This window comes from Brevundimonas sp. GW821-FHT09G01, assembly GCF_059416065.1.
In genome coordinates this window covers 689860-707566 of sequence record NZ_JBWKOL010000001.1, presented here as the reverse complement: position 1 = coordinate 707566, position 17707 = coordinate 689860, and the positions used below count along the sequence as shown (strand labels likewise).

20 protein-coding genes are annotated in these 17707 nt (G+C 67.0%); 10 read left to right on the top strand and 10 right to left on the bottom strand.

Features of this window, described 5'->3' with window-relative positions; genetic code table 11:
• Positions 1-6 precede the first annotated feature (6 nt).
• The 8 genes from AC07NB_RS03465 (at position 7) to AC07NB_RS03430 (ending at position 6805) form a co-directional block, all read left to right on the top strand.
• Entirely contained in the window at positions 7-324 is a 318-nt protein-coding gene (locus tag AC07NB_RS03465) for an FtsB family cell division protein (protein ID WP_492313600.1), read from the top strand.
• Positions 325-438: 114 nt separating this feature from the next.
• Positions 439-1458 (top strand): pyruvate dehydrogenase (acetyl-transferring) E1 component subunit alpha, encoded by a 1020-nt coding sequence (gene pdhA, locus AC07NB_RS03460; RefSeq protein ID WP_291840412.1) that lies wholly within the window; start codon positions 439-441, stop codon positions 1456-1458.
• 2 nt (positions 1459-1460) lie between these two features.
• Positions 1461-2837, top strand: a complete 1377-nt coding sequence (locus AC07NB_RS03455; RefSeq protein ID WP_492313076.1) for a pyruvate dehydrogenase complex E1 component subunit beta — start codon at positions 1461-1463, stop codon at positions 2835-2837.
• Positions 2834-3151, top strand: a complete 318-nt coding sequence (locus AC07NB_RS03450; protein ID WP_492313077.1) for a DUF5076 domain-containing protein — start codon at positions 2834-2836, stop codon at positions 3149-3151. The genes AC07NB_RS03455 and AC07NB_RS03450 overlap by 4 nt, the downstream gene beginning before the upstream one ends.
• Entirely contained in the window at positions 3148-4440 is a 1293-nt protein-coding gene (locus tag AC07NB_RS03445; protein WP_494570926.1) for a pyruvate dehydrogenase complex dihydrolipoamide acetyltransferase, read from the top strand. The genes AC07NB_RS03450 and AC07NB_RS03445 overlap by 4 nt, the downstream gene beginning before the upstream one ends.
• A 15-nt stretch (positions 4441-4455) precedes the next feature.
• The gene (locus AC07NB_RS03440) at positions 4456-4935 is read left to right on the top strand and encodes a glutathione peroxidase (protein ID WP_291840837.1); all 480 of its coding nucleotides are present in this window, start codon (positions 4456-4458) and stop codon (positions 4933-4935) included.
• A 2-nt stretch (positions 4936-4937) separates the two neighbouring features.
• On the top strand, positions 4938-6344 hold the full coding sequence (lpdA, locus tag AC07NB_RS03435) for a dihydrolipoyl dehydrogenase (RefSeq protein WP_291840834.1): 1407 nt from the start codon (positions 4938-4940) through the stop codon (positions 6342-6344).
• Positions 6344-6805 (top strand): YcxB family protein, encoded by a 462-nt coding sequence (locus tag AC07NB_RS03430; protein WP_291840831.1) that lies wholly within the window; start codon positions 6344-6346, stop codon positions 6803-6805. Before lpdA ends, AC07NB_RS03430 begins: the two co-directional genes overlap by 1 nt.
• On the opposite strand, the gene AC07NB_RS03425 is transcribed toward AC07NB_RS03430, so the two are convergent.
• From AC07NB_RS03425 to AC07NB_RS03380, 10 genes are all read right to left on the bottom strand, one after another.
• Positions 6802-6984 (bottom strand): DUF3606 domain-containing protein, encoded by a 183-nt coding sequence (locus tag AC07NB_RS03425; protein ID WP_047413801.1) that lies wholly within the window; start codon positions 6982-6984, stop codon positions 6802-6804. The genes AC07NB_RS03430 and AC07NB_RS03425 overlap by 4 nt on opposite strands.
• A 45-nt stretch (positions 6985-7029) precedes the next feature.
• Positions 7030-7917, bottom strand: a complete 888-nt coding sequence (locus AC07NB_RS03420) for a sigma-70 family RNA polymerase sigma factor (RefSeq protein WP_494570925.1) — start codon at positions 7915-7917, stop codon at positions 7030-7032.
• A gap of 26 nt (positions 7918-7943) precedes the next feature.
• On the bottom strand, positions 7944-8528 hold the full coding sequence (locus AC07NB_RS03415) for a glutathione S-transferase C-terminal domain-containing protein (RefSeq protein WP_494570924.1): 585 nt from the start codon (positions 8526-8528) through the stop codon (positions 7944-7946).
• 11 nt (positions 8529-8539) lie between these two features.
• On the bottom strand, positions 8540-9295 hold the full coding sequence (locus AC07NB_RS03410) for an SDR family oxidoreductase (protein WP_494570923.1): 756 nt from the start codon (positions 9293-9295) through the stop codon (positions 8540-8542).
• Between the two features lie 105 nt (positions 9296-9400).
• On the bottom strand, positions 9401-9814 hold the full coding sequence (locus AC07NB_RS03405) for a DUF1801 domain-containing protein (RefSeq protein ID WP_494570922.1): 414 nt from the start codon (positions 9812-9814) through the stop codon (positions 9401-9403).
• Positions 9815-9828: 14 nt separating this feature from the next.
• A complete protein-coding gene (locus tag AC07NB_RS03400) occupies positions 9829-10239 on the bottom strand; it encodes a DUF1801 domain-containing protein (protein ID WP_494570921.1) in 411 nt (136 codons plus the stop codon).
• On the bottom strand, positions 10236-10664 hold the full coding sequence (locus tag AC07NB_RS03395) for an SRPBCC family protein (protein WP_494570920.1): 429 nt from the start codon (positions 10662-10664) through the stop codon (positions 10236-10238). The genes AC07NB_RS03400 and AC07NB_RS03395 overlap by 4 nt, the downstream gene beginning before the upstream one ends.
• On the bottom strand, positions 10661-10984 hold the full coding sequence (locus AC07NB_RS03390) for an ArsR/SmtB family transcription factor (protein ID WP_494570919.1): 324 nt from the start codon (positions 10982-10984) through the stop codon (positions 10661-10663). The genes AC07NB_RS03395 and AC07NB_RS03390 overlap by 4 nt, the downstream gene beginning before the upstream one ends.
• A gap of 98 nt (positions 10985-11082) precedes the next feature.
• Positions 11083-12195 carry a glycoside hydrolase family 5 protein gene (locus tag AC07NB_RS03385; protein ID WP_494570918.1) on the bottom strand — a complete coding sequence of 371 codons (1113 nt, stop codon included), beginning with the start codon at positions 12193-12195 and terminating at the stop codon, positions 11083-11085.
• A gap of 89 nt (positions 12196-12284) precedes the next feature.
• Entirely contained in the window at positions 12285-13520 is a 1236-nt protein-coding gene (locus AC07NB_RS03380; protein WP_494570917.1) for an MFS transporter, read from the bottom strand.
• Between the two features lie 127 nt (positions 13521-13647).
• Here AC07NB_RS03380 and AC07NB_RS03375 point away from each other — a divergent pair, with 127 nt between their 5' ends.
• Together AC07NB_RS03375 and AC07NB_RS03370 are read left to right on the top strand one after the other, a co-directional pair.
• A complete protein-coding gene (locus tag AC07NB_RS03375; protein ID WP_291840947.1) occupies positions 13648-14682 on the top strand; it encodes a LacI family DNA-binding transcriptional regulator in 1035 nt (344 codons plus the stop codon).
• A 142-nt stretch (positions 14683-14824) separates the two neighbouring features.
• The gene (locus AC07NB_RS03370; RefSeq protein WP_494570916.1) at positions 14825-17542 is read left to right on the top strand and encodes a TonB-dependent receptor; all 2718 of its coding nucleotides are present in this window, start codon (positions 14825-14827) and stop codon (positions 17540-17542) included.
• The last annotated feature ends 165 nt before the right edge of the window (positions 17543-17707 follow it).

The following is a 17707-nucleotide window of genomic DNA, read 5'->3' as shown; positions in this document are numbered from 1 at the left end:
GATCGTATGAAGCCTTACGTCCCCTCCTGCGTCCTCCTGCTGCTGATCGCCTATCTGGGCGTCCAGGCCCTGACGGGCGAACGGGGATTGCTGAGCGGCGGAGAGCGTGACGCGCTTCTGCAAAGGCGTGAGAGCCAACTGGCGGATATTCTTGAACAAAAACAGGATCTGGAAGTGCGCGTGCGCTACCTCCGGACCGACAGCCTGTCGCGTGATCTGCTGGAAGAGCGGGCCCGCGCCGTGCTGGGCTTCGCCGACCCTCGCGACTATGTGATCCGGGTCGCGCACCCCGTCGAACAGGGCGCCGCGCCGCGCCGTTCGTGAACTTTAGTTACAGCTTGGCCGGGGCGCTTTGCGTTTCGGGAACGAAGGCTGCTAAAGCCCCTTTCCGTAACGACAAGAGACCCTGCAGAGTGGGGTCCAACCGGGAGATGACGGATGGCGAAAGCCCCCGCCGCCAAGACTGATTCAAAGAAGATTCCCAATACGCCGACGGCCTCCAAGGAGGACCTGCTGCGATTCTACCGCGAGATGGTGCTGATCCGCCGTTTCGAGGAGCGCGCGGGCCAGCTGTACGGCATGGGCCTGATCGGCGGCTTCTGCCACCTGTACATCGGCCAGGAGGCCGTGGCGGTGGGCGTTCAGGAGAGCGTCAAGCAGGGCCACGACAAGATCATCACGGGCTATCGTGACCACGGTCACATGCTGGCCGCGGGCATGGACCCGAAAGAGGTGATGGCCGAGCTGACGGGTCGTATCGGCGGCTCGTCCAAGGGCAAGGGCGGCTCGATGCACATGTTCGACGTGCCGACCGGCTTCTACGGCGGTCACGGCATCGTCGGCGCCCAGGTGGCGCTGGGCACCGGCTTGGCCTTCGCCGGCAAGTACCGCGGCGATGACTCGGTGGCCTTCGTCTACTTCGGCGACGGCGCCTCGAACCAGGGTCAGGTCTACGAGAGCTTCAACATGGCCCAGCTGTGGAAGCTGCCGGCCATCTACATCATCGAGAACAACCAGTACGCCATGGGCACGAGCATCGAGCGCTCGTCGTCCACGACCGAGCTGTACATGCGCGGCGCCAGCTTCGGCATCCCGGGCGAGCAGGTCGACGGCATGGACGTGCTGGCGGTCCGCGACGCCACGGCCCGCGCCGTGAAGCGCGCCCGTGAAGGCGGCGGCCCCTACATCCTGGAAGTGAAGACCTACCGCTATCGCGGTCACTCCATGTCGGATCCGGCCAAATACCGGTCCAAGGAAGAGGTCGACGAGGTCAAGAAGACCCGTGACCCGATCGATCACGTGAAGATGCTGCTCGAACAGGCCAAGGCCACCGAGGACGAGCTGAAAGTCATCGACAACGAGATCAAGGCCATCGTCGCCGAGGCCGTTCAGTTCGCTCAAGAGAGCCCGGAGCCCGATCCGTCCGAGCTCTATACCGACGTCTACGTGGAGGCCTGATCGTGACGGACATTTTGATGCCGGCGCTGTCCCCCACGATGGAAGAGGGCACGCTGACCAAGTGGCACATCAAGGCCGGAGACGTCGTGTCCGCGGGCCAGGTGATCGCCGAGATCGAAACCGACAAGGCGACGATGGAAGTCGAGGCCGTGGATGAGGGCGAAGTGCTCGAAATCCTGGTTCCCGAAGGTTCGGAGAACGTGAAGGTCAACACGCCCATCGCCCGTCTGGCGGGCGAAAACGGCGCCGCCGCGCCGGCGCCCAAGGCTGACGCGCCCAAGGCCGAGGCCGCTCCGGCGGTCGCGACCTCCGGCTCCGGCGAGAAGGAAGAGAAGACCGACGACACCGCCGCCGGTCCGAAGGTCGAACTGCGCGACCCGGAAGTCCCGGCCGACGCCAAGCTGGTCAAGACGACCATCCGCGACGCCCTGCGCGACGCCATGGCTGAGGAAATGCGCCGCGATGACCGGGTCTTCCTGATCGGCGAGGAAGTCGCCCAGTACCAGGGCGCCTACAAGGTCAGCCGCGAGCTGCTGCAGGAGTTCGGCGACCAGCGCGTCGTTGACACCCCGATCACCGAGCACGGCTTCGCCGGCCTGGGCGTCGGCGCCGCCATGGCGGGCCTGAAGCCGATCGTCGAGTTCATGACGTTCAACTTCGCCATGCAGGCGATCGATCACATCATCAACTCCGCCGCCAAGACGCTGTACATGTCGGGCGGTCAGATCCGCGCGCCGATCGTGTTCCGCGGCCCCAACGGCGCCGCCAGCCGCGTCGGCGCCCAGCACAGCCAGGACTATTCGGCCTGGTACGCCCAGATCCCGGGCCTGAAGGTCGTCGCGCCCTATGATGCGGCCGACGCCAAGGGCCTGATGAAGGCGGCGATCCGCGATCCCAACCCCGTCGTCTTCCTCGAGCACGAGATGATGTACGGGCTGGAGTTCGACGTGCCGGAGATCGAGGACTGGGTCGTGCCGATCGGCAAGGCCAAGGTCCGCCGCGAAGGCACGGACGTCACCATCACCGCGCACAGCCGCATGGTCGGCTTCGCCCTGCAGGCCGCCGAACAGCTGGCCGGCGAAGGCATCAGCGTCGAGGTCGTAGACCTGCGCACCCTGCGTCCGCTGGACACCGAGACCATCGTCGAGAGCGTCAAGAAGACCAGCCGTCTGGTCTCGGCCGAAGAAGGCTGGGGTCCGATGGGTGTCGGCGCCGAGGTCGTGGCCCGGGTGATCGAGCATGCCTTCGACTACCTGGACGCTCCGCCGCTGCGGGTGCACCAGGAAGACGTGCCGCTGCCCTACGCCGCCAACCTGGAAGCCCTGTCGCTGCCGGGCGTGGACAAGATCATCAAGGCCGTGAAGCAGGTGATGGCATGAGCGAGCCCAGCGATTTCCAGCTGACGACGCCCGAGAGCATCGCCGCCGATCCGGAAGCCATCGAGATCATCCGCATGTGGTGGTCGAAGAATCAGCCGGTGATGTCGGTGAAGCCCGCCTTCAACAACCCGGCCCAGTTCGGCGAGCTGCTGGCCATCGCCGCGCGCCACATGGCCTACGGCTACGCGGTGCGTCACGGCCACAATGAGAAGGAGGCGTACAACCGCATCCTTCAGGGGCTGAGCGAGGCGATCAAGGCCGACAACGTCCAGACGGTCGCGGAGCCGACCGCGCCCTCCGGGAGCGTGCAATGACCGACATTCTGATGCCCGCCCTGTCTCCGACCATGGAGGAGGGCGTCCTGAGCAAGTGGCACGTCAAGGCGGGCGACGTGGTCAAGGCCGGCGACGTGATCGCCGAGATCGAAACCGACAAGGCCACGATGGAAGTCGAGGCCGTCGACGAAGGCGAGATCACCGAGATCCTCGTGGCCGAAGGGACCGAGGGCGTGAAGGTGAACACCCCCATCGCTCGTCTGAAGGATGAAGGCGGCGCGGCCGCTCCGGCGCCGAAGGCCGACGCGCCCAAGGCCGCTGAAGCGCCGAAGGCGGAAGCCGCGGCGCCGGTCGCCGCCGAGGCCCCCAAGGCAGCTCCGGCTCCGGTCGCCGCTCCCGCCTCGGTGAAGACCGCCGACGGCGGCCGCCTGTTCGCCTCGCCCCTGGCGCGCCGTCTGGCCGCCCAGGCCGGCGTGGACCTGGCCTCGGTCAAGGGCACCGGCCCGCACGGCCGCATCGTCAAGCGCGACATCGAGGCCGCGGGCAAGGGCGGCGCCAAGCCGGCTTCGGCCGCTGCCGCCGCTTCGGGCATCGCCTCGCGTCCGGTGCAGTCGCTGGCCCAGATGGGCATCCCGGACGGCAGCTACGACCTGATCCCGCTGGACGGCATGAAGAAGGCCATCGCCCGGCGCATGGTCGAGGCGGTCCAGCAGGTGCCGCACTTCCCGCTGTTCATCGACGTCGAGATCGACGCCCTTCTGGCCGCCCGCGCCAAGGTCAACACCCTGCTCGAAAAGAGCGGCGTGAAGGTCTCGGTCAACGACTTCGTCATCAAGGCCGCCGCCATGGCCCTGAAGGCCGTGCCGGAAGCCAACGCCAGCTACACGCCGGAAGGCATCGCCATGCACCACAACGCCGACGTGGCGATGGCGGTGGCGATCGACGGCGGCCTGATCACCCCGATCATCCGCAAGGCCGAGCTGAAGTCGCTCTCGCAGATCGCCACCGAGTCCAAGGACCTGGCCAAGCGCGCCCGCGACCGCAAGCTGAAGCCGGAAGAGTTCCAGGGCGGCACCTTCTCTGTGTCCAACCTGGGCATGTTCGGCATCAAGTCGTTCTCGTCGATCATCAACGAGCCGCAGGGCGCGATCATGAGCGTCGGCGCGGGCGAACAGCGCCCTGTCGTCAAGAACGGCCAACTGGCCGTCGCCACGGTGATGACGGTCACGATGACCTGCGATCACCGCGTCGTCGACGGCGCGACCGGCGCCCGCTTCCTGCAGGCGTTCAAGCCGCTGATCGAAGATCCCGTGACGATGCTGGCGTAAGACGAAAGGCAGGGCATGACCTCGGTCTATGACTTCACCGCTACCGGTATCGACGGGACCGAGGTCCCGCTGTCCCGGTTCGAGGGGAAGGCCCTGCTGATCGTCAATGTCGCCTCGCGCTGTGGCTTCACGCCCCAGTACGAGGGGCTGGAGACCCTGCATCGCGAGCTGGCGGACCAGCCGTTCGAGGTGCTGGGCTTCCCGTGCAACCAGTTCGGGGCGCAGGAGCCGGGCAAGGCGGACGAGATCGCCAGCTTCTGCTCCACGACCTACGGCGTCGACTTTCCCATGTTCGACAAGATCGAGGTCAACGGCCCGAAACGGCATCCGCTCTACGACTGGCTGACCAGCCAGAAGAAGGGCTTTCTGGGCAGCCGTGACGTGAAGTGGAACTTCACCAAATTCCTGACCGACCGGGAGGGCAGGGTGATCGCCCGCTACGCGCCCCAGGTCGAACCCCGGGCCATCAAGGCCGACATTGAGAAGTTGATCTGACCATGGCTGCTGAATTCGATCTCGTCATCATCGGTTCGGGCCCGGGCGGCTATGTCGCCGCCATTCGCGCCTCGCAGTTGGGCCAGAAGGTCGCCATTGTGGAGCGCGAGGCGCTGGGCGGCATCTGCCTGAACTGGGGCTGTATCCCGACCAAGGCCCTGCTGAAGTCGGGCGAGAAGTACGAGAGTCTGAGCCATCTGAAGGACTACGGCCTGTCGGCGACCGGCGCGTCGTTCGACTTCGACGCCATCATCCAGCGGTCGCGCGGCGTCGCGTCCACGATGAACAAGGGCGTCACCTTCCTGATGAAGAAGCACAAGGTCGAGGTGATCGAGGGCGAGGCGAAGCTGGAGAAGGGTGCGGGAGCGCCCAAGGTGGTCGTCGCCCTGAAGGCCGGCGGCAGCCGCTCGGTCGAGGCCAAGGCGGTCATGCTGGCCGTCGGCGCCCGCGCCCGCGCCCTGCCGCAGATCGGCCTGGAAGCCGACGGCGACAAGATCTGGGCTTACCGCGACGCCCTGGCCCCCAAAAAGCTGCCCAAGACCTTCGTGGTCATCGGCTCCGGCGCCATCGGCCTGGAATTCGCCAGCTTCTATCGGGCCTTGGGCGCGGAAGTTACCGTGGTGGAAGCGGTCGATCGCATCATGCCGGTCGAGGACGAAGAGGTCTCCAAGGCCGCTCAGAAGGCCTTCGAGAAGCGCGGCATCAAGTTCCGCGTCGGCGCCAAGGTGACCAAGGTGTCCAAGACCGCCGCGGGCGTGAAGGTCGACGTCGAGATCGGCGGCAAGGCCGAAGCACTGGAGGCCGAGGTCTGCATCTCGGCCGTGGGCATCACCGCCAACACCGACGGCATCGGCCTGGAGGCGCTGGGCGTCGAACTGGATCGCGGCCACATCAAGATCGACAGCCACTGCCAGACCAATGTGAAGGGGCTGTTCGCTATCGGCGACTGCGCCGGCGCCCCGTGGCTGGCGCACAAGGCCTCGCATGAGGGCATCCACGCCGCCGAGTTCATCGCCGGCTTCAAGACCCCCAACGTCAACTCGCCCATCGCCGGCTGCACCTACACCCAGCCGCAGGTCGCCTCGGTTGGGATCACCGAACAGGCCGCTCGCGAGGCCAAGCGCGAGGTCAAGGTCGGCCGCTTCCCCTTCAAGGTGAACGGCAAGGCCGTGGCCGCCGGCGAGACCGAGGGCTTCGTGAAGACCATCTTCGACGCGAAGACCGGCGCCCTGATCGGCGCCCACATGATCGGCCACGAGGTCACCGAGATGATCCAGGGCTACGTCACCGCCATGACCATGGAAGCGACGGAAGAAGACATGTTCGGCATCGTCTATCCGCACCCGACCATGTCGGAGGCGATGCACGAGGCCCAGCTCGACGCCTATGGCCGCGTGCTGCACATTTGATGCTGACGGTCCGCTACGCCCTGACCCGCGAGGAGCTGCGGGCCTGGTACAAGGTCACATGGCTGCGCAAGCTGTGGATGTTCCACCTGGCCATCGTCGTCCTGCTGTGCGGGAGCTTCGCGCTCGGTCAGGTCGGCGGATCGACCCTGTCCGGGCTTCAGCTCGGCGTGGCGGCCAGCGTGCTGATGATCCTCTTCATGGTCGTCTGGCCGCAACTGCGCTACCGACCGGAAGAACGCGCCCTGACCTTCGACGCCGAGGGGTTGTCGTACGTGCGTGGCCCGCAGACCGGACGCATGCCGTGGGCCCAGATCGGCTCGGTCGCCGACGCCGAGGGCGGCATCATCGTGACCGGTCGAAATCATAACGCCTTCATCGTTCCGACGCGGGCGTTCGGCGGCGAGGCGGAAAAGATCGAGGCGTTCGCCATGATCAGCGGCCTGTATCGGCAGGCGCTCTAGCGCTTCTTGCCCAGCTCGGCGGCGATGTCCTTGGTCATCCGGCCGACCTTGCGGTGGGCGGCGGTGATCTGGTCGCGGGTCACGCCCCAGCGCTTCATCCAGTACTCAACGGCCTGACGTTCCGACAAATCCAGCCGGTCCTTATCGATGAAGCCGCGCTTGTCCTTCAGACCCGCCATGTTCGCACCTTTCGTGAACGGACAGGCCTACGCCGATGCGGGCGTTCAGTGAAGCTCCGTGCTGGATCCCGGCAGGCCCAGCCGGGCCAGCTTGTCGGGATTGCGGGTGATGTAGACGGCGACGATCCGGCCGTTCTCGACCTCCAGGGCCGTGGTCTGCAGCGTGCCGTCGCGTTCGTAGCTGATGTAGCCGGGCAGGCCGTCGATGCGGGTCCAGCGCACCAGGATCGCCGGCAGGGTCAGCTTGCGGTGCAGGCCGCTGAACAGGCGCACGAGACGGTCCATGCCGACGATGGGGTGCAGCCAGGCGTTGGCCTTGCCGCCGCCGTCGGAGGTCAGGATGACGCTGTCGGCCAACAGCGCGCGTAGGCTCGTCACGTCGCCGTTGTTAGTGGCGTGGAAGAAGGCCTTGGCGATCCGCTCGCCTTCCTCCGGCGCCACCGGGTAGCGAGGGCGGGCGTCCTGAATGTGTTTCCGGGCGCGGACGGCGAGCTGGCGCACGGCCGCGGGGTCACGACCCAGGGCGGCGGCGATCTCGTCCATGGGCGCCGAGAAGACGTCATGCAGCAGGAAGGCCGCGCGCTCGAGCGGCGACAACCGCTCCAGCGCCATCATCAGCGTCAGGGTCAGTTCATCCTCGGCCGGGGTTTCCTCATCCGGCTCGAACACCGGCTCGGGCAGCCAGTTGCCGACATAGGCCTCGCGGCGGGAGCGGGCGGACTTCATGACGTCGAGGGACAGGCGTGTGACGGTGCGGACCAGAAAGGCCGCCGGCTGGCGGACCTCGTTCAGGTCCACGCCCTGCCAGCGGATCCACGCCTCCTGCACCACATCCTCGGCCTCCGCGAAGGAGCCGAGCATGCGGTAGGCGATGCGGACCAGACGGGTCCGGTTCGCCTCGAAGAGGTCGGTGGCGCTCTGATCCCCGGTCATGCGTCCATTCGCACCCGCCGCGGATTTCAAAGCAAGCCCTCGGCGGTCATGGACGCGCGCACCGCCGGTCGGGCGCGAAGCCGGTCGCGCAGCGCGGTGAGCCGGTCGGGCGTCTCCACCCCGAACCGCTCGGCCCAGAGCAGCATCACGAACAGATAGAAGTCCGCCACCGACGGCGTGGCCCCGAACAGGAAGTCGTCCGTCAGGGACGCCTCCAGCGGCGCCATCAGCGTCTGGATCGTGGCGGCGGCCGCGGCCTTGTCGGCGGCCGTGCCGGCGTGCCACATCGGCTTGAAGGCCCGGTGGATCTCGGTCGTGATGTAAGTCAGGGCCTCCAGCACCCGGGTCCGGCCCAGCGGACCGGGGTGCGTCAGGGTGGGGGACTGGCCGGCGATCCAATCCAGCAGGGCGACGTTCTCGGTGATCATCTGGCCGTCGTCGAGGATCAGCGCCGGGACGTAGCCCTTGGCGCTGACGGTGTGGAAATCCACGCCGGTCTCCGTGCGGTGGGTGCGCAGGTCGACCAGTTCCAGATCGAACGTGAACCCGGCTTCGCGCAGGGCGATGTGGTCCGCGAGGCTGCAGGCGAGGGGAGAGTAGTAGAGCTTCATGGTGCTTTCCCTCAGTCCGCGCTGATCGACTGGCGCAGCCAGTCTTCGAGCGTGTCCTTGCCCAGCAGCGGGTTCGGCCCCGGCGTCAGGGTGTCGTCCCGCAGGGCCGCGCCGAAATACAGGGTGGCCGGGTCGGCGATCACCGGGCGGCGATCCTCCACCGTGCTCAGATATTCCTCGGCGAAGTCGGTCAGGCGAATGGCTTCGGGGCCGGCGATCTCCACCGTGCCGTTGACCGGCGCGCCCAAGGCCAGGTCGACGAGCGCCGCCGCCACGTCGTCGGCCGAGACCGGCTGGATCAGGGCGGCGGGCAGACGCACTTCGTCGCCCACGGCGCCGGACTGGATGATGCCAGTGATGAAGGGGAAGAACTGGGTCGAGCGCAGGATGGTCCAGGGCGTCGGCGACGTCCTGATCAGCTCTTCCTGCACCAGCTTGGCGCGGAAATAGCCGCTGGCCTGCAGCCGCTCGGTCCCGACGACGGATAGGGCGATGTGGTGGCCGACTCCCGCGGCGGCCTCGGCGGCCAGCAGGTTGGTCCCGGCGGTGCGGAAGAAGTCCATCGCCGCCTCATCCGTGAACGACGGCGAGTTGGCCACGTCGATCACGACCTGGGCGCCCTGCAGCGCCTCGGCCAGGCCTTCGCCGGTGAGGGTGTTGACGCCGGTGTTGGGCGATGCGGCCAGCACCTCATGGCCTTGCCGGCGCAGCCCTTCCACGACGCGCGAGCCGATCAAGCCGGTGCCTCCGATGACGACGATCTTCATCCTGCTTCTCCCTGCGTGCGCCGGCCGTTTGGCCGGGCTCATGCCAGCAAGGACGAAGCGCGGACGCGGAGGGTGACATGGCCGACGCAGAATTCGCTGCGGCGGTCAGCGGTTCTTTGTTTTCTTTCGGCTATTCAGTTCAATCGCCGCCCGGATCAGGGCCTTGAAGGCGGTCGGGTCAAGCGCCGCGCCCTCTGGGAGGTCGATGGCGCGGCGGGTTCCGCCGTCCAGGCCGGCGTTGAACAGGCCGGTCGGGTCCGGCAGGGCGGCGCCCTTGGCGAAGGTCAGCTTGACCGCGGCCTTGTAGGTCTCACCAGTGCACAGGATGCCCGCGTGCTCCCACACGGGCACGCCGCGCCATTTCCAGGTCTCGACCACCTCGGGATCAGCCTCGTGGATCAGGGCGCGGACGCGGGCCAGGGTCTCGCCGCGCCAGTCGTCCAGCGTTGCGATCCGGCCATCGATCAGGGCGGAGGCGGAGGGCCCGATGTCGTCGGACACGGTGGAGGTCATTGTCATGGTCGTCGCGCCTTTCACATCTTTTCGCCGGGCAACCGGCCGGCCTGTTTCACCCAGTCGACGAACCGGGCCTCGTCGAGCGTGTCCGCCTCGTGGATGTCGAGGTAACGCACCAGCTTCTGTTTGGACGGTCCGGGCGGGGGCGGTTCCAACTCGGCCCCTTGGAAGAAGCTGACCTTCACGTAACGGGTGAAGCCATGCATCCCGAGGAACCAGCAGCCGTCCTCGACGCCATAGAGCGGCGAGTTCCACTTCACGGCCTTGCGGACGCCGGGGACCGCCTCGACGATCAGGGCGTCGAGGCGGCGGGCGAGAGGGCTCTTCCAGCCGGGAATGGCGTCGATCCACGCCTGCACCGGGGCGTCGCCATAGCCCTTGGCGATCTGCGGGTTGTCGCCGGACAGCAGGACGGGCTTCCCGGTCACTCGGCGCCCCGCACCAGCAGTTGATCCAGATTGTCGAGGAACTGCCGCCAGCCGTGGGTGGCGCCGCCGAGCGCCTGTTTCTGGTCGGGTCGGAAGCCGGCCTGCTCCATGCGAAGGTGCGTGCCGTCCGCTGTCGGGGTCAGGGTGAAGGTCACCAAGCTGGACAGGTTGTAGGCCGGGTCGTCGTGGGCGAAGTCCCAGGTGTAGGCCAGGGTCCGGTTGGGCTCGACGGTCAGGACCTCGCCGTCCAGCACGCCGCCCCATTCGCCGCGAAGGTTGAATTTGCAGCCCACGACGGGTTCGAAATCGGTCTTCATCAGCCATTCCTCCATCAGGTGGGGCTGCGTCAGGGCGCGCCACAGCTTTTCGGGCGGGAAGGCGAACTCCCGCTCGATGATGACGGAGCGGGTTTCGGTCGAGGTCATTGGTCCATCCTTCTGAGCAGGTTTTCGAGGTGGTCGAAGCGGTTTTCCCAGAAGCCGTTCATTCGGCCGGTCCAGTCCGCCAACGGCGCCAGGGCCTCCAGCTGCGCGCTGTAATGGGTCTGACGGCCCTCAGGCCGGTCGCGCACCAGTCCGGCCTGTTTCAGCACCCCCAGGTGTTTGGACACCGCAGGCTGGGACACGCCCGCGCGCGCCGTCAGGGCCGCGACCGTCTGCTCCCCGTCGCGGCACAGCCGCTCGAAGATGGCGCGCCGCGTCGGATCGGCGAGCGTGCGGAACAGGATGTCATGGGCTTCGGTCAAAACGTATAACTCTGTGGCTATGAGTTGTCTCATAACTCGAGATATATGAATGTGTCAAATGCCTGATGGGTGTTTACGGGCGCCGTCCAGCGGCCTGCCTAGAGGCAGTCTTCGTTGAACCGGCTGACGCCGGCCCACCTGCAGGCGCCGTCGATGCAGTCGATGAGATTGCTGGAGAAGGCGTTGGCGTCGTGGTCGAAAATCTGGAACCAGCCGCCGTCGTCCCAGACGGCGGTGGGCATGCCCATCGCCTTGGCGTGGACCGCGTCGAAACGCGCGTACCAAAGCCGGATGTTGTTGCAGTTCATGGTCGCGTGGCGGCTTTTCCAGCCGACGCCCCATTCGCCGATGAAGACCGGCATGCCGCCGCCGGTCGTCGCGGCCCAGTTCGCCATCACCCGCATCGGGCCGGCCATGTCCTCTTCGGTCCAGGGGTCGGCGTAGTCGCCCTGGTTGTCGCCGGCGAAGGTCCAGGGATTGTAGTGGTGGAAGGTCGCCATGACGTAGGGGTCGGCGCCGCCACCCACCGCGTCGAGGTTCGGCCATGTCGTGGCCATTTCGTGCGCGCCGAACCACTGGTTGCCGCCTATGACCACGATGCGCTCAGGATCGGTCCGCCGGATGCGCGCATACGCCTGTCCGGTCATGGCCCGCAGGGTTTCGGGCGGCATGGGGTCATGATTGCTCAAGTGGGGCTCATTGAGGATCTCGAAGATCAGCCGTCCGTCCCGGTCGTGGAAGGTCGTGCTGATATCGGCCCACAACTGCGCCAGGACGTCGCCGCGCCCGTGATCCTTCAGTCTGCTCTCATGGTGGGCGTTGATCACCACGTGTAGGCCGGGGCGGGAGAGAGCGTAATCGATCACCGCCTCCAGCTGGGCGAGGCGCGGCGAGGCTCGGTCCAGGCGACCGGTGTCGGGATCGGCCAGGGTCGCGCCATCGACAGCCTCGGTCCAGGTGACCGGAATCCGGACCGCGCGAAAGCCGCGCGCGTAGTAGGCGTCGATCTTCGGGCGCGCGGTTTCAAGCGTGGCCGGATGCTGACTGTTGTCGAACATCTGGCCCAGGTTGAAGCCCTTGCCCATGGCCTCCGCCGCCTGATGGGCGGTCGGCCGATCCGCGGCGGACGCTGGGAACGGCGCAGCGATGCACAGCAGCAGGACCGTCGACAGGAGCAGCAGGGCGCGTGGCCGAATGGAACGGTGAAACATCGCGGCTCCCGAGAGATGACGGGGGAGGGCAACAGGGCGATCCCGCCGCCGTCAAGGCTGCTCGGTCCCGCCGACGGACAACTCTCGTATCAGCGCACCCGCCGAACCCCCAGCACGGCGGCTCCGCCGAGAAGGGCGATCACGGCGATCAGGCTCATCAGTTGCGGCCAGGACTGACGGTCCGCACCGAGGGCGACGAGGACCAGCCCGGGCGCCAGCACGGTAGGCAGGGTGTTGGTCAGGTTCATGATCCCGAGGTCGCGGGCCGCGTCCCGGCGGGACGGCAGAACCTGCGCCACCAGGGCGGCGTCGACCGTCGTATAGAGGCCGAACCCGACGCCATAGAGGCCGTAGCCGATGAGCGGGCCTGGCCATCCGGGCCAGCCGGCGAACACCATCAGACCCGCGGCCATCAGGCCGGCGGCGAGCAGGATGAAGCCCTTGCGCCGGTTGCATCGGTCCGAAGCCAGACCGCCCAGGAAGCCGGAGACCACGACGAGAACCGTGGACAGGGCGATCAGTCTGGCCAGGCCGCTCTCGACGGTCGATCCCGGAAACTGCTCGGCGTAGCGGGCGTGATCGGCGAGATAGAACAGCATGTAGGCGTTCACGACGCTGGCTGCGATCTGAAGGCAGAAACGCGAGGTCCAGGCGAAGCCGAAATCACGCGAAAGCCGGGGAATGGACCAGGACCGCCGTTCCGGAACCCCCGCCGCCGGCCCTTCACGATAGGTCAGCAGGAAGGGTAGGAGGCAGCCGACGACCAGTAGGCCGAGCAGGGTCATCCGTGGCCCGGTGTCGGCGAAGAGCGGCGCGGTGATCAGCACGCCGCTGGCGGCCCCCAGCGGCGCACCGAGGCCCAGGAAGGCGGCGACGCGGCCCTTCTGTCCATCGGGAACACGGTCCGCCAGGACGGCGGTCAACGGCGCGAACATCATGTTGAAGGCCAGCTGGAACAGCATCACGCCGGCGACGAGGACGAGCGGGCTCCGCGCCGCCGCGATGAGCGCATAGGCGAGGAGCACGCCCGCCAGGCCGGCCATGATCCACGGGCGGCGCCGCCCCAGCCGGTGCCGGGTCCGGTCGCTGGCCCAGCCCACGGCCATGTTGGCGACGCTGGCGACCAGCGCGCCCCAAAGGGTGACGAGACTGAGGAGGCCTATCTTGTCAGCCGGGGCCAGGCTCTGGGCCTGCAGCGGAACCAGCAGGGAGAGCAGGGGGACAAAGGCGATGAACGCCCCGACATAGGCCAGGGTCAGGACGGCGATGAAGCCTGCTCGGACGGGGGTCGCGGGACCGCCCTCAAGGTCTTGGACAGCCTTCATGGTGCGCGGACAGTGGCCAATGTCGATTTATGGAGCGAGCGAAATCTTGCGTGATGCGCGGCGAAGACCGCATATCAGTCCCGCTGACGGACCACTGGACACCGTCACCGGGGAGACTGCCGCCACGATGACCGCGACGATCTACGATGTCGCCGCCCTTGCGGGCGTCTCCATAAAATCCGTGTCTCGCGTGCTGAACCGTGGACCGAATGTCAGCGCCAAGCTCGAGGCCAAGGTGCTGGCCGCCGTCGAGAGCCTCGACTACCGGCCCAATCTGTCGGCCCGCGCCCTGGCGGGCGCGTCGTCCTATCTGATCGCCGCCTTCGTGGACGCCGAGTTGACGCTGGAGCACTGGCGCAGCGGGCGCGGCAACGACTACCTCAGTCGTCTCGAATACGGCGCGCTCGTCGAATGCCGCAAGGCCGGCTACCACCTGATGGTCGAACTGGTGGACTACGGATCGCCGAGCCTGGAGTCCTGGCTCCTGGCCCTGCTGCGGTCGCTGAAACCCGACGGCGTGCTGCTGACGCCGCCGAACTCGGACGATCCCCGTGTGCTCGAGATTCTTGAGCGCAACGGCACGCCCTTCGTGCGGCTGGGCGCGGAGGTCGACCTCGACCGCGGCATGCGGGTGTTCATGGACGACCGGCAGGCCGCGGAGGACATGACCGCCCACCTGATCGCGCTGGGACACCGCCGTATCGGTTTCATCACTGGACCGGGCAGTTATGCGGCGAGCCGCAAGCGCCGCGAAGGCTTTGAGGCGGCGATGGAGCGGCATGGCCTGGAGATCGACCGCGGCCTGATCGTTGAAGGCGACTTCACCTTCGATTCGGGACGGCGGGCGGGAACCGCCATCCTGAGCCGGGCGGAGCGCCCGACCGCCATCTTCGCCAGCAATGACGACATGGCTCTCGGCGTGCTCAACGCCGCGGCCGCGCTCGGCGTGGCGACGCCGGCCGCCCTGGCGGTCTGTGGGTTCGACGACACTCCCAGCGCCATGCTGAGCACGCCGCCCCTGACCACTATTCGCCAGCCGGTGGCCGAGATGGCGGCGGCGGCCACGCGGCTGCTGCTTCCCTCGTCCGCCGGGCGACCGGGCCATGCGGAACGGGTGGACTATACTTTGGTCGACCGGTTCTCGACCCATCCGGCCGGTTGATGGGAGGCTCCGTGACAGCGCTGTCAAATTAGATTGACAGCGCTGTCAAATCTGAACAGTGTAACCTGAGGAAACGGACGGGCCTGTGAGCGCGTCGGTATGATGGAATCCTGGTGAACAGGGTCCACGGGGAGGGAAGACCATGACCACGTTCAAGCGTTCGCTTCTGCTCGGCTGCGCGTCTCTGGCCATAACCGCCGGTGCAGCCCAGGCGCAGACGGCTCCGGCTGCCGCCGCGGCGGAAAGGCAGGACGAGGCCACTGACATCGGAGAGGTGGTCGTCACCGCCGAACGGCGCGAGCAGACGCTCCAGAACTACGCCGGGGTGGCCCAGGTCATCACCGGCGAAGACCTCCGGGCCGTTGGCATCGATCAGATCGAGGATCTCCAGTCCGCCATCCCGGGCCTGTCCATCTCGAACCAGGAAGGCAACGTCCAGATCTACATCCGCGGCGTGGGCACGGCCAACAACACCGAGCTGGGCGATCCTTCGGCGGCGACCCACCTGAACGGCGTCTATCTTCCGCGTCCCCGAGGTCTCGGCGGACTGTTCTTCGACCTCGCGCGGGTGGAGGTGGCCAAGGGGCCGCAAGGCACCCTGCGCGGTCGCAACGCCGTGGCCGGCACGCTGAACATCATTCCGAACATGCCGCGTCTGGGCGTGTTCGAAGGATTCGCCCAAGGGGAAGTCGGCACGCTGGAGACGGCCGGATACGAAGCCGCCGCCAACATGCCGATCGGCGAGAACCAGGCCCTGCGCCTGGCCGTGTACGGCGTGGATCGCGGTACCGCCTATGAGAACGTGGGCAACGACCAGAGCCTGGATCCGACCGGCGAGCAGCAGCTGTTCTCGGCGCGCGCGACCTACCTCTACCAGCCCAACGAGCGCTTCCGCCTGACTTTCATGGGCGACTTCGAATCCGAGCGCGGCACCGGCTATCCCGCAACCAACATCCGCAACGGCCTGGTCAACGGCGGCACGCCCGATCAGCTGGAGCTGCGCGAGGTCCTGTATCGCGGCCCGCAGGGCCTGGTCGAGAACGACAACTGGGGCCTGGCGCTGAACGCGTCCTACGACTTCGGTCCCGCGGTGCTGGAATACACCGGCAGCCGCCGCAACGTGGACTACTACCAGGTCAACGCGTCCAACGAGGGCGTGGTGCGTCCGGGCTATGGAGCGGCCAACGTCGACTACGACAATTTCGGCACGCAGTACTGGCTGACCCTGTCGGAATCCGACGTCCATGAGCTGCGGCTGTCGTCCGCGCCCGGCGCCGAGACGGTCTGGTCGACCGGGCTGTTCTACTTCAAGGAAAGCCAGCAGGTCGGCTTCCTGTCCGTGGTCGACAAGGGCCAGTTCTACTCGGGTACGGAATTCACCTTCCCGGACGTCCAGTCCGATTCCTTCGCGGCTTATTTCGACGTCACCTATCCGGTCACCGACCAGCTGCGCCTGAAGGCCGGCTATCGCTACACCGAGGAGAACAAGTCCCGGCGCGGCATCGGCGGCAACTGGGTGCTGGGTCTCGGCTCGGACGGCTTCGGCTGCTGCTTCACCACGCGCCTCGGCACCGAGGGTTTCCGGCCTAACTTCACCGGTCGAGCGAGCTATGCTCCGCCGACGCCGGGCAACAATCAGGAGGCCGCGCGCTACTTCCTGGGCGCCTTCACCCCTGGCGCGCGCGACACCTTCCTGGACCAGATCGCCGGCGTGGCCGACGGCTCCCGGCCGAACGGAACCTGCGTCAATCGCCCCGACACCCAGCCGGGCGGCGGCGGACAGGTCTGCCCTCCCAACGGCCAGCACAGCTTCTTCCAGATCTCGGCCCCGGGAGAGCAGGTTGGATCGTATGAGGACTCGTTCAGCGATTACCGCATCGGCTTCGAGTACGACCTGACGACCGACAACCTGTTCTACGGAGCCATTTCGACGGGCCACAAGTCCGGCGGCTTCAACGATACCATCGTCATCAACGGCGTATCGACGGCGCCGACCTTCGCGCCGGAATCCGTGACCCTGTTCGAACTGGGGACAAAGAACACCTTCCGCCCCGCCAGCGGCCGGATCGACGTCAACGCCAACATCTTCCTGTACGACTATGCCGACCAGGTGTTCCAGACGCTGGTGTCCCTGGGCAGCGGTCCCGGCGGCGCCAGCGCCGGCTTCTCGCAGCAGAACATCAACGTCGCCCAGTCGACCATCCAGGGCTTCGAAATCGAAACCCGTTTCGACCTGCCGTTCGGCATGCGTCTGGACCTCATCGGCTCCTATATCGACGCCCAGGCGGACGAGGGCGCGCTGACCGACACCCGGGGCACGGACTACGGGGACGGCACGCCGAACTTCAACGTCGATATCGGCGGCAACGACCTGCCGAACGTGTCCAAGGTGAACCTGAACGCCCATCTGCAGCAGACCATCGACCTGTTCGGGGGGAGGGCGGACTTCCACCTGCTGGCCAACTATCGCTCGTCCTACTACCTCAACATCTACAACGAGCTGCCGGTGATCCAATTCACCGCGCGGCCGGCGGATCCGGCAGGGCAGGCGGCCTATGACGCCTTCAAGGCGTCGGTCGCCGGGACCACCATCAACCCGAACGCCCCCCTTTCGAGCCCGTACCTGCGCAGCACCGACGCGCGCGCGGGCGGTTTCTGGGCGCGCCAGGAGGGCTATGTCACCGTCAACATCGGCGCCGGCTGGGAGCCGTCGAGCGGCCGCTACCGGATCGAGGGCTATGTGAACAACCTGTTCGATGAGACCGTCGTCGAAAAGCAGCTGGTCTCCGATCAGGTCGTCAATGTCCTGTTCCTGAACCAGCCACGGACCGCCGGCCTGCGCCTGCGCGCCAACTTCTAATCTCCTGAACTGGGGCGACGCGGTCCTTTGGACGCGTCGCCGCTTTTTTCAGTATCGCGTCGTCTCGAGGTTCAGCATGTCCGTGTCCCGCCGAACGCTTCTGTGCGCTGCCGCCCTGGCGGCCGTTCTTTCGGGTTGCGCGCCTCTGACAGCCCAGGCTCAGAA